The sequence below is a fragment of the Cupriavidus cauae genome (genome assembly GCF_026210475.1).
In the GTDB taxonomy this organism is placed as follows: Bacteria; Pseudomonadota; Gammaproteobacteria; order Burkholderiales; family Burkholderiaceae; genus Cupriavidus; species Cupriavidus cauae.
Genome location: NZ_CP080293.1, coordinates 1,893,324 through 1,907,644 on the forward strand (window position 1 = coordinate 1,893,324; position 14,321 = coordinate 1,907,644).

At 69.5% G+C, this 14,321-nt stretch carries 14 protein-coding genes; 6 read left to right on the plus strand and 8 right to left on the minus strand.

Annotated features, from left to right (window positions below; genetic code table 11):
* Positions 1 to 174 precede the first annotated feature (174 nt).
* Positions 175 to 1,125: a LysR substrate-binding domain-containing protein gene (locus tag KZ686_RS08470; RefSeq protein ID WP_149319408.1), complete on the plus strand. Its 951-nt coding sequence runs from the start codon at positions 175 to 177 to the stop codon at positions 1,123 to 1,125.
* A 42-nt stretch (positions 1,126 to 1,167) separates the two neighbouring features.
* Here KZ686_RS08470 and KZ686_RS08475 read toward each other — a convergent pair whose 3' ends face one another.
* Complete coding sequence (locus tag KZ686_RS08475) at positions 1,168 to 2,079, minus strand: substrate-binding domain-containing protein (protein WP_265632219.1); 912 nt, start codon at positions 2,077 to 2,079, stop codon at positions 1,168 to 1,170.
* A 165-nt stretch (positions 2,080 to 2,244) separates the two neighbouring features.
* Here KZ686_RS08475 and KZ686_RS08480 point away from each other — a divergent pair, with 165 nt between their 5' ends.
* From KZ686_RS08480 to KZ686_RS08500, 5 genes are all read left to right on the plus strand, one after another.
* Positions 2,245 to 3,336 carry a substrate-binding domain-containing protein gene (locus KZ686_RS08480; RefSeq protein ID WP_265632220.1) on the plus strand — a complete coding sequence of 364 codons (1,092 nt, stop codon included), beginning with the start codon at positions 2,245 to 2,247 and terminating at the stop codon, positions 3,334 to 3,336.
* A gap of 180 nt (positions 3,337 to 3,516) precedes the next feature.
* Positions 3,517 to 4,116: a DUF4126 domain-containing protein gene (locus KZ686_RS08485; RefSeq protein WP_265632222.1), complete on the plus strand. Its 600-nt coding sequence runs from the start codon at positions 3,517 to 3,519 to the stop codon at positions 4,114 to 4,116.
* A 278-nt stretch (positions 4,117 to 4,394) separates the two neighbouring features.
* Positions 4,395 to 7,106 carry an ABC transporter permease gene (locus KZ686_RS08490; RefSeq protein WP_407648541.1) on the plus strand — a complete coding sequence of 904 codons (2,712 nt, stop codon included), beginning with the start codon at positions 4,395 to 4,397 and terminating at the stop codon, positions 7,104 to 7,106.
* Between the two features lie 82 nt (positions 7,107 to 7,188).
* Positions 7,189 to 7,629 (plus strand): group II truncated hemoglobin, encoded by a 441-nt coding sequence (locus tag KZ686_RS08495; protein ID WP_226109181.1) that lies wholly within the window; start codon positions 7,189 to 7,191, stop codon positions 7,627 to 7,629.
* Positions 7,630 to 7,652: 23 nt separating this feature from the next.
* On the plus strand, positions 7,653 to 8,273 hold the full coding sequence (locus KZ686_RS08500) for a DUF924 family protein (protein ID WP_226109180.1): 621 nt from the start codon (positions 7,653 to 7,655) through the stop codon (positions 8,271 to 8,273).
* A 99-nt stretch (positions 8,274 to 8,372) separates the two neighbouring features.
* On the opposite strand, the gene KZ686_RS08505 is transcribed toward KZ686_RS08500, so the two are convergent.
* The 7 genes from KZ686_RS08505 to KZ686_RS08535 form a co-directional block, all read right to left on the minus strand.
* A complete protein-coding gene (locus tag KZ686_RS08505; RefSeq protein ID WP_149319403.1) occupies positions 8,373 to 8,957 on the minus strand; it encodes an LOG family protein in 585 nt (194 codons plus the stop codon).
* Positions 8,954 to 9,709 (minus strand): TetR/AcrR family transcriptional regulator, encoded by a 756-nt coding sequence (locus tag KZ686_RS08510; protein ID WP_265632227.1) that lies wholly within the window; start codon positions 9,707 to 9,709, stop codon positions 8,954 to 8,956. The genes KZ686_RS08505 and KZ686_RS08510 overlap by 4 nt, the downstream gene beginning before the upstream one ends.
* A gap of 175 nt (positions 9,710 to 9,884) precedes the next feature.
* A complete protein-coding gene (locus KZ686_RS08515; protein ID WP_149319401.1) occupies positions 9,885 to 10,364 on the minus strand; it encodes a diacylglycerol kinase in 480 nt (159 codons plus the stop codon).
* On the minus strand, positions 10,285 to 11,406 hold the full coding sequence (locus tag KZ686_RS08520) for a glycosyltransferase family 4 protein (protein ID WP_149319400.1): 1,122 nt from the start codon (positions 11,404 to 11,406) through the stop codon (positions 10,285 to 10,287). Before KZ686_RS08520 ends, KZ686_RS08515 begins: the two co-directional genes overlap by 80 nt.
* Before the next feature lie 68 nt (positions 11,407 to 11,474).
* Positions 11,475 to 12,500, minus strand: coding sequence for a UDP-2,3-diacylglucosamine diphosphatase (locus KZ686_RS08525; protein WP_149319399.1), 1,026 nt, complete (start codon positions 12,498 to 12,500; stop codon positions 11,475 to 11,477).
* A 252-nt stretch (positions 12,501 to 12,752) separates the two neighbouring features.
* Positions 12,753 to 13,754: an esterase/lipase family protein gene (locus KZ686_RS08530; protein ID WP_265632229.1), complete on the minus strand. Its 1,002-nt coding sequence runs from the start codon at positions 13,752 to 13,754 to the stop codon at positions 12,753 to 12,755.
* Positions 13,751 to 14,293 carry an RDD family protein gene (locus tag KZ686_RS08535; protein WP_407648542.1) on the minus strand — a complete coding sequence of 181 codons (543 nt, stop codon included), beginning with the start codon at positions 14,291 to 14,293 and terminating at the stop codon, positions 13,751 to 13,753. The genes KZ686_RS08530 and KZ686_RS08535 overlap by 4 nt, the downstream gene beginning before the upstream one ends.
* Between the last annotated feature and the right edge of the window lie 28 nt (positions 14,294 to 14,321).

Here is a 14,321-nt window from a genome sequence, read left to right on the forward strand (position 1 = left end):
GCCGCCCGCGGGCCCGCCGCCGCGCCCCCCGATTGCGCTGCAGTGCACAGATTTGCGGGGATTCCGCGGGTTTGCGCCGAATTGACCGCTGCCAGGGTGACTGGCATACACTATGCGCCGATCCTTATCCCCACGCCACCGGCCCGCAGGCTTATCAGGCCGGACGAATTCATCATGCACGGACGCGACCATCTGGACACCTATCTGCTTCGGGTATTGCATACCCTGCTGACCGAGCAGAGCGTCACGCGCACGGCGGTGCGGATGGGGCAATCGCAGCCGGCCATCAGCAATACGCTCAAGCGGCTGCGCGAGATCACCGGCGACGCGATCCTGGTGCGCGGCAAGAGCGGCATGGTGCCGACCGAACGCGGCCGCGAGCTGCTGGAGCTGGCCGAACAGAGCCTGGCGGCGATGGACCGCATCGCGCGGCCGCCGCAGCAGTTCGATCCGGCCACCACCGACCGCACCTTCCATCTGGGCGCGCCCGATTATCTGGACGCCTTCTTCCTGCCCAATATCGTCGAGCGGGTGCGCCGGCTGGCGCCGGGCGCGAAGCTGTTCGTCCATCCGCTGACCAGCGCCACGGACTTTCTGGAGGAGCTGGAGCAGGGCAAGCTCGACATCGTGATCGGCAACTGGCTGTCGCCGCCCGAGCATCTGCATATCTCGCCGCTGTTCGAGGACGAGGTGGTCTGCATGCTCGGCGCCCAGCATCCGCTGGCGAAGAAGGGGCTGTCGCTGAAGCACTACCTGGAGATGCCGCATCTGGCGCCGGCGCCGTATGCGTCGATGCAGCGGAGCATGATCGACCAGGCGCTGGCGGAGCAGGGCTACAAGCGCCGCATCCAGGTCACGCTGCCGTATTTCGGGTTGGTGCCCTATGTATTGATGAAGACCGACATGGTCTTCACCACCGGCCGGCAGTTCGCCGCGCACTATGCGCAATACCTGCCGATCCGGATGGTGCCGGCGCCGGTGTCGTTCCCGCGCATGCGCTTCTACCAGCTATGGCACGAGCGCTGCCACGCCGCGCCCGACGTGCTGTGGCTGCGCCGGATGATCGCCGAGGTCGCGGCCGACCTGCCGCTGCTGCCGCGGCTGGAGATGGCGGCCGAGCCCTGACGAGGAACGCGGCGGCCGCCGGCGCAGGCCGGGGATTGGCGCTCAGGAGCCGGTCTTGTAGCTCGGGAAGAACAGCTGCTCGCCGTCGACCTTGTAGCTGGCGATGGCGTCCTGCCCGGCCTTCGAGGTGATCCACTCGATCAGCTTGCGCGCATCGGCGTAGTTGATGCCGGGATGCCGGGCCGGATTGACCGCGATGATGCCGTAGGGGTTGAACATCTTCGGATCGCCCTGCACCGCGATCGCCAGGCCCGTCTTGGCGCGATAGGCGCCGTAGGTGGCGCGATCGGACAGCGTGTAGCCCGGCATCTGCGCCGCCATCGTCAGCACCTCGCCCATGCCGAGCCCGGCGTTGACGTACCAGGACTGGCCCTTGGGCTCGATGCCGGCCGCCTTCCAGTACGACTTCTCCATCAGGTCGGTGCCCGAGTTGTCGCCGCGCGAGATGAACCTGGCGCCGCTGGCGGCGATCTTGCGGAAGCCGGCAATCACGTCCTTGCTGCCCGCAATTCTGGCCGGGTCCGCCGCCGGGCCGACCACGATGAAGTCGTTGTACATCACGTCGCGCCGGTCGATGCCGTGGCCCGCCGCGACAAAGGCGTCTTCCATCTTGCGCGCGTGCACCAGCAGCACGTCGACGTCGCCCATCTCGCCCATCTTCATTGCCTTGCCCGAACCGACCGCGATCACCTTGACCGTGACGCCGGTGTCGCGCTCGAAGCGCGGCAACAGCGTCTTCAGCAGGCCGGAGTTTTCGGTGCTGGTGGTGGTCGCCAGCTTCAGTTCGCCGCCGAAGGCGGCGCCGGTGCCGAGCAGCGCGGCGGCGGACAGCAGGGCGGCGGCCAGGCGCGGCAGAGCGCGGGCGGCGCGGAATGGGCGGAATGGGCGGAATGGGTGGGAGGGGGCGGTCAGGCCGGATGAGGCGGAGTGGCGACCCGGACGGGCAAACGGCATGTCGGAATTCCTCTTGTTATGTTTATCTGAACATAATTGCATGCGCCCATCCGCTTCGGTGACAATGCGCGACATCCGAAGCTTCCGCTAATCTGCGCAAGCTTGTACGGGCGCCATGATTGTCTCGGCACTCCAAGAACAAAGTAAATAAGAACAGCGGAACATATGACATTCCATTTCGAACTGTTTCCGGTGGTATCGACGGACGACAACCCGCGTGCCAACGGCAAGGTGTTCCTGCTGCTGCAGGCGGTGCGCGAGACCGGTTCGCTGCATCGCGCCGCCGCCAAGGTCGGGCTGTCGTACCGGCATGCCTGGGGCGTGATGCGCGACTGGGAGGCGCTGCTCGGGCGCAGCATGCTCGATATGGAACGCGGCCGCGGCGCCTCGCTGACCCGCTTCGGCGAGCGCCTGCTGCGGGCCGAGGTCAAGCTGCGCGAGGCGGTCGATCCGGCGGTGCGCAAGGCGCTGGCCGAGTTCGCCGCGGAGCTGGACGATGCCGCCCGGCCGCAGACGCGCATCCATTTCTCCGGCAGCCACGACCCGGCGATGGAGGTGCTGGCCGCGGCGCTGAAGGAGCAGCCCGAGGGCCTGCAGCTCGATACCGTGTTCTGCGGCAGCGTCGAGGGCCTGATCTGCCTGCACGAGCGGCAGGCCGAGCTGGCGGGCTTCTATGTCGCGCCGATCCAGACCGCCGGATCGGTCGCGCACGTGACACTGCGCAAATGGCTGCGCCCGTCCGCGGTGCGGCTGATCCCCGTGGCCTCGCGCGAGCAGGGCTTGATCGTCGCGCCGTCGCGGGCGCGCGAGATCCGGGAACTGCGCGACCTGGTGCGCACGCAAGCGCGCTTCGTCAACCGGCAGCGCAGCTCGGGCACGCGGCTGCTGTTCGACCAGCTGCTGGCGGCGCAGGGCCTGTATGCCGACCAGGTCGCCGGCTACGACCACCCCGAGTTCAGCAACGAAAAGGTCGCCGAGGCCGTGCATGCCGGCCGCGCCGAGGTCGGCTTCGGCCTGCGCGTCAACGCCGAGGCGCACGGGCTGGCCTTCGTGCCGCTGACGCGCGAGGTCTACTATCTGGCGCTGCGCAAGGCCGACCAGTTCGCGCCGTGGGCCCACGCGCTGCTGGCGCTGCTGGCCGATCCGGCGATCGGCGCCCGCATCACCGCGCTGCCGGGCTATGCGCTGGCCGAGCAGCGCGGCCTGCTGGCGCCGGAGCAGGTGCTGCCCTGGTACGGGGTGGACGGGCGGGAGTAGGGGCAGCTCAGAGACCATTGGTCTTCTCCCTTTCCCTAGGCGGGAGAGGGGAGCAGGGTTGAGGCTTGGCGGGAGCCGCGCCGGGCAGGCCAGGACGGGCCCGGAGGGGCGCGGATCAGGCCCGTATTACACTGCGCCCATGGCCGGCGCCGCCGGCCGCGACTCTGCGAGGGCGTCCCGATGCTGGAAACCGCCGCGCTGGCCGCGGGCATGTCCTGGGCCAGCGGCTTTCGTCTCTATCTGGCCGTGCTGGCCGCCGGCGTGCTGGCCCGCATGGGCTGGCTCGATCTGCCGGCCGGGCTGCAGCCGCTGGCGTCCAACTGGGTGATCGGCGTGGCGGCGGTGCTGGCGCTGGCCGAATTCATTGCCGACAAGGTGCCGGGCTTCGATTCGGTCTGGGACGGCTTCCATACCTTCGTGCGCATTCCCGCCGGCGCGATCCTGGCCGCCGCCGCCTTCGGCAATCTCGATCCGCAATGGATGGTGATCGCCGGCCTGATCGGCGGCACGCTGGCCGGCACCGCGCATGCCGCCAAGGCCGGCACCCGCGCGCTGATCAATGTGTCGCCGGAACCCTTTTCGAATTGGGCGGCCTCATTCACCGAGGACGTGACCGCCACCGGCAGCCTGCTGCTGGCGTTCTTCCTGCCGGTGGTGTTCTTCGTGCTGCTGGCGATCAGCCTGGTGCTGGCGCTGTGGCTGCTGCCCAAGCTGTGGCGCGGCGTGCGCAAGCTGCATGGCGCGCTGACCCGCAAGGGCGGGCCGCCCGCCGCGTACTGACCGGGATCGGCGCCATCGCCGGCGCCATCCGCGCCAGCAAGGCGAATATCCGGAATATCCGGAATATCCGCCGAATAGCCCGAGTACCCGCCGAATACGCCGAATACGCCGAATACGCCGAATACGCCGAAACACTCGAATACGCCGAACACCGAATACCCGACCACGACATCATGCCGACCGATTCCGCCGCGGACTCCGCCGCCCCTGCGCTAGTACGCCCCGTCGCCGTTCCCCATGCCGGGACCCGTTTCTCGCCCTGGGCGCAGGCGTGGCGGATGGCGCGGCGCGACTGGCGCGCCGGCGAGTTGACGTTGCTGCTGTTCGCGCTGGTGCTGGCGGTGGCCGCGCTGGCCAGCGTCGGCTTCCTGTCCGACCGGATGCGGCAGGGGCTGGAGCGCGACGCCCGCCAACTGATCGGCGCCGACGTGCTGCTGGTCGCCGACCAGCCCTTCGATCCGGCCTTTGCGGCGCAGGCGGCGGCACAGGGCCTGACCGTCGCGCAGACGGTGACCTTTCCGAGCATGGCGACCGTGGCGAGCCCGGGCGGCGCTGCGAGCGGCACCACGGCCGGTGCCACCGACGGCGCCACCAAGGGCGCCACCAACGGCGCCACCAACGGCGCCACCAACGGCGCCACCAACGGCGCCACCGGGCAGATCGCCAATGGCGCGAACGGTGCCGGGCGCGCGGACAACGGAAATGCCGCCCAGCCCGGCGCCGCCACGGCCGAGGGCGCCGCGCCGGCCGAGGCCGATGCACCGGCCAGCCAGCTCGCCGCGCTGAAAGCCGTCAGCCCCGGCTACCCCCTGCGCGGCACGCTGAAGACCGCCACCGCGCCCGGCGCTCCCGGCGAGCCGGCCGGCGGCATCCCGGCGCCCGGCACGGTATGGGTCGACGAGGCCCTGCTCGGCGGGCTCGGCGTGCAGGTCGGCGACACGCTGCGGCTGGGCAGCCGCAGCTTCCGCATCGAACGGATCATCACGCAGGAGCTCGACCGGGGCGGCGGCTTCATGAACTTTGCGCCGCGCGTGATGCTGCCGCTGTCCGATCTCGAGGCGACCGGCCTGATCGGCTGGGGCAGCCGCGTCAGCTACCGGCTGCTGGTGGCGGGGCCGGAGGCGGCCGGCGTGGCCTATCGCCAGTGGGCGGAGGGGGAGATCGAACGGCGTGGGCTGCGCAATACCCGCGTCGAGTCGCTGGACTCGGGCCAGCCGCAGATGCGGGCGACGCTGGACCGGGCCGAGCGCTTCCTGTCGCTGGTCGCGGTGCTGTCGTCGATGATCGCCGCGGTGGCGATCGCGATGTCGGCGCGCCGCTATATGCAGCGCCATACCGACGCCTGCGCCATCTACAAGTGCCTGGGGCTGTCGCGCCGGGAGATCCTGCTGGCCTTCGGGCTCGAATTCCTGCTGGTCGGCGTGCTCGGCGCGGCGCTGGGCGTCGTGCTCGGCTATCTCGGCCATTACGGGCTGCTGCTGTCGCTCGGCAATTTGCTGACCGTGTCGTTGCCGCAGCCGTCCGCGCTGCCGGCGGTGATCGGTCTGCTGTCGGGGCTGGTGCTGCTGATCGGCTTTGCCTTGCCGCCGCTGCTGGCGCTGACTCGGGTCGCACCGCTGCGCGTGCTGCGCCGCGACGTCGGCATGCCGCCGATATCGGTGTGGATCGCCTATGCGCTGGGCCTGGGCGCCTTCGTCTCGCTGCTGCTGGTGGCCGCGCGCGACCTCAAGCTCGGCCTGCTGACCGCGGGCGGCTTCGCCGGCGCCGGCGTGGTGTTCGCGCTGCTGGCGCTCGGCCTGCTGACGCTGCTGGCGCGGCTGGTGCGCGGCCGTCTGGTCGGCGGCAAGGCGGCCGGGCGCGCGGTGGGCTGGCGCTTTGCGCTGGCCGTGCTGGAGCGCCGCCGCGCGGTCACGGTGTTGCAGACGGTGGCGCTGGCGGTCGGCCTGATGGCGCTGCTGCTGCTCGGCATGACCCGCAACGACCTGATCGATTCGTGGCGCAACGCCACCCCGGCCGACGCGCCGAACCGCTTCATCATCAATATCCAGCCGGACCAGCGCGAGCCGCTGCGGCAGATGCTGGCGCGCGACGGCATCGACGATCTGCTCTATCCGATGGTGCGCGGCCGGCTGACGCATATCGGCGGCGAGCCGGTGCAGGCCTCGCGCTACGAGGAGGGCCGCGCGCGCAATCTGGTCGAGCGCGAATTCAACCTGTCCTATACCGATGCGCTGCCCGAGGGCAACCGCGTGGTGGCTGGCCGCTGGTTCGACGGCAAGCGGCCCGAGGCGTCGATGGAGGAGGGCATCGCCAGGACGCTGGGCGTGAAGCTGGGCGATACGCTGCGCTTCGACGTCGCGGGCCAGCAGATCGAGGCGCCGGTGACTTCGCTGCGCAAGCTGGACTGGAGCTCGATGCGCGTCAATTTCTTCGTGATCCTGCCGCCGTCGATGATGCAGGGGCTGCCGGAGACCTATATCACCGCCTTCCACCTGAAGCCCGAGCAGGCGTCGCTCGGCAATGCGCTGAGCGCGCGCTTTCCCAACATCACGATCGTCAATACCGAGCTGATCCTGCGGCAGGTGCAGGGCGTGCTGGATCAGGTCATTGCGGCGGTGCAGTTCCTGTTCGCTTTCACGCTGGCGGCCGGCGTGACCGTGCTGTATGCCGCGCTGGCGGGCGCGCGCGACGAACGCCGTCGCGACGCCGGGCTGCTGAAGGCGCTGGGCGCCTCGGCGGCGACCATCAAGCAGACGCAGTACGCCGAATTCCTGGTGGTCGGCGGGCTGGCCGGGCTGCTGGCCAGCATCGGCGCGATCGCGGTCGGCTGGGCGCTGTCGCGCTTCGTGTTCGACTTCTCCTATGTGCTCAATCCGTGGATCGTGCCGGTCGGCGTGGTTTCTGGCATGCTGTGCGCTTTTGCCGGCGGCTGGCTGGGCCTGCGCGACGTGCTGCGCCAGCCGGCACTCGCGACGCTGCGGGAGGCTTGAAGGGCTGACAGGGCTCGAAGGGCTCGAAGTGCCATGAAGCGGCGCCATCGCCGGCAAACCGACTCCGTTGATTCGAACCGCAATGTCCGACGTATCCCGGCAGACTGCCGACACCCCCAACGCTGCCGACGAGCAGACCCCGCAGCCCACCGCCTACGAGTTGATCGGTGGTGAGGCGCGCGTGCGCGAGCTGGTCGACCGCTTCTATGACCTGATGGACCTGGAGCCGGAGTTCGCCGGCCTGCGCGCGCTGCATCCGCCCTCGCTGGACGGCTCGCGCGACAAGCTGTTCTGGTTCCTGTGCGGCTGGCTGGGCGGTCCCAACCATTTCATCGAACGCTTCGGCCATCCGCGCCTGCGCGCCCGCCATCTGCCGTTCGAGATCGGCATCAGCGAGCGTGATCAATGGATGCGCTGCATGGCGATGGCGATGCAGGACGTCGGCCTGTCCGAGGATCTGCAGATGCGGCTGCTGCAGGCGCTGTTCCAGACGGCCGACTGGATGCGCAACGTGGCGCGGTGATACGACGGCAGCAAGGAGAAACGATGGACCACATCAATCACAACAACCTCGCCGCCCGCATCCTGGCGTTCTGGTTCGGCACGCCCGACTCGGCCGACTGGGATCGCGAGCGGGCGATGTGGTTCACCCGCAGCGAGGCCTTCGATGCGCGCGTGCGGGAAGAATTTTTGCCCGCATGGGAAGCCGCGCATGCGGGCACCGATGGGTGGTCGTCGTTCGTCGAGAACACCGCCGACGTCGCGCCGGAAACCGTCTGCGCGCGCATCGTGCTGCTTGACCAGTTCCCGCGCAACATGTTCCGCGGCGATCCGCGCAGCTTTGCCACCGATGCGCAGGCGCTGGCGCTGGCCCGGCGGATGGTCCAGCGCGGCGACGATCGCTGCCTGCCGACGCCGTATCACCGCATGTTCTGCTATATGCCGTTCGAGCATGCCGAAGCGCTGGACGCCCAGCACGCGGCGGTCGAGCTGATGACCGCGCTGCGCGAGGACACCGCGGGGCGGGTCGATGTCGTCGAATGGGCCGAGCGGCACCGCGTGGTGATCGAACGCTTCGGCCGCTTCCCGCATCGCAATGCGGTGCTGGGCCGGCCCAGTACCGACGAGGAAGTGGCCTTCCTGCGCCAGCCGGGATCCTCGTTCTGAGTTCCGATTCTGGCGTTCTGAAGTTTCGAAGTTCCGAAGTCCTGACGCTAATACGCAGCGCGCGTCGTTACGCGCCCGCTGGCGAAACCGAAACGGCGTTCAGGTCTTGTCGCGCGCCTGCTGCCACTTGTCGACGCGCAGCTGCGGCACGTTGGCCAGCGACTCGATGATGCCGTCCGGGGTGTCGGCCACGCGCAGCAGGCCGGCATGTTCCGGCTTCAGGAAGCCTTCGCCGACCGCATGGCGCAGGAAGCCGAGCATGCCGTCATAGAAGCCCGCGACATTGAGCACGCCGACCGGCTTGGCGTGATAGCCCAGCTGCAGCCAGGTGAAGGTCTCGAACAGTTCCTCGTAGGTGCCGATGCCGCCGGGCATCGCGACGAAGGCGTCGGCGCGGTCGGCCATCATCTGCTTGCGCTCGTGCATGTTGCGCACGACGTGCAGCTCGGTCAGGCCGGCGTGGCCGATCTCCTTGTGCATCAGCGCCTCGGGAATGATGCCGATCGCGGTGCCACCGTGTTCGAGCACCGCATCGGCGACCATCCCCATCAGGCCCACCTTGCCACCGCCGTAGACCAGCGCCAGGCCCTTGTCGGCCAGCGCGCGGCCCATCGCGCGCGCCGCCTGCGCGTATTCCGGGCGATTGCCGGGGCTCGAACCGCAATAGACGCAAACCGATTTCACTGCTTTCCTTCCTGTCGTGGTTTGGGGTGGGCGGGCGACTGTGCGCCGGCCCGGCCGGCCTTGCCCGACTGTTCCGCCTGCGCCTTGCCGGCGGCGAACTCGCGCGCGAGCTGATCGAAGGCCTGGCGCGCGTTGCCGCGCAGATAGGGCGCGAGGATCGAGAAGATGTGGTAGCTGGCGCTGTGCAGGTAGCCGCGGATCTGCTCGGGATCGTTGTACTGGCGCGGGTGCTGCACGAACTGGAACGACAGCCAGTAGGTCGCGACCACGACGATATTGGTGCAGATCGCGTCGACCTGCTCGGGCGTGGCTTCCATCTCGCCGTCGTCGAGGAACTGGCGGCAGATCTCCTGCGCGAAGCGCTTCTTCTGCTCGACGATGCGCTTGAAGTTGGTCTCCAGCATCCGGTTGCGGGCCAGCAGGTCGTTGATGTCCCGGTACAGGAAGCGATAGTTCCACAGGAACTCGGACATGTACTGCAGATAGCCCCAGCTTTCGCCGAGCGTCGGCTTGTGGTCGTCCGGCAGCTTCAGCCGGCGCTCCATTTCCTGCTCGAAGCGCGCGAAGATCGACGTGATGATGTCGTCCTTGTTGCGGAAGTGGTAGTACAGGTTGCCGGGGCTGATGTCCATCGCCTCGGCGATGGTGGTGGTGGTCACGTTGGGCTCGCCGACCTCGTTGAACAGGCGCAGCGAGACATCGAGGATGCGGTCCCGCGTGCGGCGGGGACCGGTCTGGGGTTTGGATTCCATGAGGCCGGGCAAGCTAGGACAGGCGCGGGCCGCAAACGGACGGACCGGCGCGCTGCGAATGGACGGACTGCGATTATATGCAATGGCATCGCAGCTGGCCCCGCGGCGCCATGCCGCTGCGGTCCACTCAGCCGCCCAGCCGCCCAGCCGCCCAGCCGATCAGCCGATCAGCCGATCAGCCGATCAGCGCGCGCAGCCAGCCCACCACATGCGGGGCGGCGATCGCCAGCCAGGTGCCGCCGCACAGCACCAGCGCCAGCATCACCGCCGCGCTGCCGAAATCCTTGGCGCGCTTGGACAGCCCGTGCCGCTCCAGCGAGATGCGGTCGACCGCGGCCTCGACGCTCGAATTGAGCAGCTCGACGATCAGCACCAGCAGCAGCGTGCCCAGCAGCAGGATCCGTTCGACCACGGTCACGGGCAGCAGGAAGGCCAGCGGCGTCAGCACCGCGACCAGCGTCAGTTCCTGCCGGAACGCGCTTTCCTCGAGCACCGCATAGCGCAGGCCCGACAGCGAATTGACCGCGGCTCGCCAGGCGCGGGCGATGCCACGGTTGCCCTTGTGGGGGTTGTCTTCAATCGTGTAGTCGCCGTTCTCGCGGGGCAAGGTCGGCTTCGGCACGGAGTTGTCGGAGGGAAGAGGGGGTTTCGCCATGATCTTGTCGGGGGCGCGCGGTCTGGCCGTGGCCGTTCGGCATGCCGTGCAGCGGTCGCAGATGCGCGAGGAACTGTTCGGACGCGGCGCGCCACGAAAAGCGTTCGGCGTGCGCGCGTGCGGTGGCACGGTCGATGCGCAGCGCTTCGAGGCAGGCCTCGCGCAAATCCTCGTGCATCACGCCGGCGTCGCTGTCGCCCAGCACATCGATCGGACCGGTGACCGGATAGGCCGCGACCGGCAGGCCGCTGGCCAGCGCTTCGAGCAGCACCAGGCCAAAGGTATCGGTGCGGCTCGGGAACACGAAGACATCGGCCGAAGCATACACCTTGGCAAGCTCGGGCTGGCTCAGCACGCCCAGGTAATTGGCGTTCGGATAGCGCGCCCGCAGCGCCGGCAGCGCGGGGCCGTCGCCGACGACCCACTTCGAGCCGGGCAGATCCAGCGCGAGGAAGGCCTCGACGTTCTTCTCGACCGCGACGCGGCCGACGTAGAGAAAGATCGGGTGGGCGGTGTTCAGCACGTTGACCGACTGCGGCACGAACACATCGAGATCGACGCCGCGCGTCCACAGCACCGCATGCTCGATGCCGAAGCGGTGCAGGTCCTGCAGCACCACCGGCGTCGGCGCCATCACCGCCTGCGCGGGACCGTGGAACCAGCGCAGGAAGCGGTAGGTCCAGGCCAGCGGAATGCCGAAGCGCGCCTGCACGTATTCCGGAAAGCGGGTGTGATACGCGGTGGTGAACGGGAGCTTCTGGCGCACCGCGTGACGGCGCGCAGCGAGGCCGAGCGGGCCCTCGGTGGCGATATGCAACGCGTCCGGCGCGAACTCGCGGATGCGCCGGCGCACCGCCGCGCCGGGCAGCAGCGACAGGCGGATCTCGGGGTAGGTCGGGCAGGGCACCGTGCGGAATTCGAGCGGCGTCAGCAGCTCGACGGTATGGCCCATCGCCTGCAGCTCGCGGCGGGTCGACTTCAGCGTGCGAACCACGCCGTTGACCTGCGGTTCCCAGGCATCGGTGACGATCAGGATTTTCATGGTGTGTCCTTGCGGCGGCGCCGCGGTATCGGTTGCCCAGCAGCGATCGATCGGCATGCGGCGCGGCGCTACACCGTCGCCGCGCTCTTGCGCATGCGGCGCGCGACGGGCTGCGCAGGGTCGCGCAGCGTGGTCCAGTAGACGATCTTCAGCTCGCCCTCCATGGTCTCGACCAGCGCCGACAGGCTTTCGACCCAGTCGCCGTCGTTGCAGTAGAGCTGGCCGTCGACCTCGCGGATCTCGGCCTTGTGGATATGGCCGCAGACCACGCCGTCGCAGCCGCGCCGGCGCGCTTCCTCGACCATCGCGTGTTCGAACGAGCTGATGTAGTTGACCGCGTTCTTGACCTGGTGCTTCAGGTACTGCGACAGCGACCAGTAGGGAAAGCCCAGCCGCGCGCGGATGCGGTTGAAATGCCGGTTCAGCGCGAGGATCAGCGTGTAGAGCGTGTCGCCCAGATAGGCGAGCCAGCGCGCGTGCTGCACCACGCCGTCGAACAGGTCGCCATGCACGACCCACAGGCGCCGGCCGGTGGCGGTCACGTGCACCGCTTCCTCGCGCACCACCACATCGCCGAAGGCCAGGCCGTCGAACTGGCGCGCGACCTCGTCGTGGTTGCCGGGCACGTAGATGACCTCGGTGCCCTTGCGCGCCTTGCGCAGCAGCTTCTGCACGACGTCGTTGTGGCTCTGCGGCCAGTACCAGCCGCGCCGCAGTTGCCAGCCGTCGATGATGTCGCCGACCAGGTACAGCGTGTCGGACTCGTTGTGCTTGAGGAAGTCGAGCAGGTAGTCGGCCTGGCAGCCCGGCGTGCCCAGATGGATGTCTGACAGCCAGATCGCGCGGTAGCGCTCGACTTCAGGCGGATCTGCGGAGGGGACGGAGGCCGGAACCGGGTCGCGCCGGTCCTGGTGGTTCAGGCGGTCGGTATCGGCGGGGAAGGCGGTGGTCGGCGCACGGTCCAGGCCGGGCGGCATGAAGGCGGCTGGCATGCCGGGAATGGCGGCCAGCGGCAGCATCGGGTCGGAGCGTCCGCGCAGTCGCTGCGCGGCGCGGGCCAGATGTGCCCGGGCGGAACGGAGTGGACTGACCATGGCGGCCCCGGTGACGGCAATGACTGCATTGAGCCAGCCATCGATGACGGCGCCATGACGGAAACATGAATGACATGTGACCAACCGTAAAGGCGGTCGGCGGTTCGCCGTCGGCCGTTAGCGATCAGCGATCAGCGGTAAGCGGTAAGCGGTAAGCGGTCCGCGGTCGACGGGGGGCGAGCGGCGATGCCCACGGAAATCGATCGGTCAGAAGTTGGCCGCTCAGGAGGCGACCGATCAGGGCGAGACCGCTCAGGAAGCAGCCGGAGTCGCGGCGTGCGCGAGCCGGTCCAGCGCCGACAGCACCGCGTCGAACGCGCGCGGGTCGCGCAGCAGCGACACATGGCCGATGCCGGCCAGCGCGACGTTGTGCGCGCCGTCGAGCCAGCTGGTTTCGGCCGGGCCGGCGATCGAATCGTGCCAGCTGAAGATCGACACCATCGCGGCGCGATCGCGCGGGCTTTCGCTGCGCGCGAGCGCATGCAGCCAGTCGTTGCCGCAGCGCATCTGGCGCGCATTGGCGCCGCTGCCGATGCTGGCCAGCGTGCAGCCGTGGTGCGGCGTGCCGAGCGTGACGATGCCCGCGCAGGCGGCCGGGCGTCCCTCGCGGCGGGCACGGGCCAGCGCCGCGCGCGCCGCGAGTCCGCCCATGCTGTGGCACAGCAGCAGCGGGGCGCGGCCGGCGCTGCGGTTCAGCGCTTCGGTCGCCGCCAGCAGCGCGTCGCCATAGTCGTCGATATCGGCCAGCATCGGCTCGAGGTCGATCGCCTCGCAGCGATAGCCGGCCGCCGCCAGCGCCGGCTGCAGGTCGAGCCAGACCGCGCGATTGCAGCCGTAGCCGTGCACCAGCAGCACCGGCGGGCGCACCGCCGCGGCATCCGGCGTCGCCGGTACCAGCGGCTGGCGATGGCGGAAGGGCTGCAGCCAGTTGAACATGCGGAACACCGCGATGCATTCGCGCAGATAGCAGAGCAGGGCCCGCCCCGGACCGAGGCGCGCGGCGGCGCGATGCGCCTGCAGCGCGGGCGGCAGCGTCGGCATGCCGGCGCCGAACGCACCGGTGCCGCCCACCGAGATCGCGAAGGCCATCGCCACCGACAGCGCGAACAGCACCAGCACCGTGGCGATGCCGCCGGCCAGCGCCGCCGGCCAGCTCCAGCCGGCCAGCCGCACCAGCGCCAGCGCGACGCCGTACGCACCGCCGAGCTGCATCGCCACGGCGATGCGGCGCACCGCGGTGGCGGTCAGTTTCATGGCTGGCGCGGCGGCCGCAGGTCGACCAGCCGCGTGCCGGCCAGGCGGTCGTGCAGGAACTGGCGGCGCCGATCGAGGAAGGCCAGCAATAGCCAGATCGCCAGGCCGCACGCCAGCACGCCGACGAAGGGCCCCTTGACCAGGCCCAGCGCATGGCCGACTGCCGCCGACGGCGGCAGCCACAGCCAGGCCAGCAGATAGCGCAGCGCCGCGCGCGGCCAGCGCGGCGGCTGGCCGTCGGCGCCCTCGACGCGGATGCGCCAGGTCTGCATCGGCAGGGTCTGGCCGGTGCGCTGCCAGAACCAGGTGAAATAGAAGCCCATCACCAGGAAGCTCCACAGCTGCATGGTCAGCGGCGCATCGACGCGCAGTTCCCGCAGCAGCGGCCGGGCCAGCAGATAGAGCGCGGTGGAGGCGCTCAGCACCCCGAACAGCAGCACGCCTTCGTACAGCATGCAGGCGACGCGGCGGCGGATGGTGGGCGCCGCCGGCGTGGGCTGCTTCGAGGCGTGCATCGAGGCGTGCGCCGCGGCCTGCATGGGAGCCTGCCGCGCGGCGGTCGGCTCG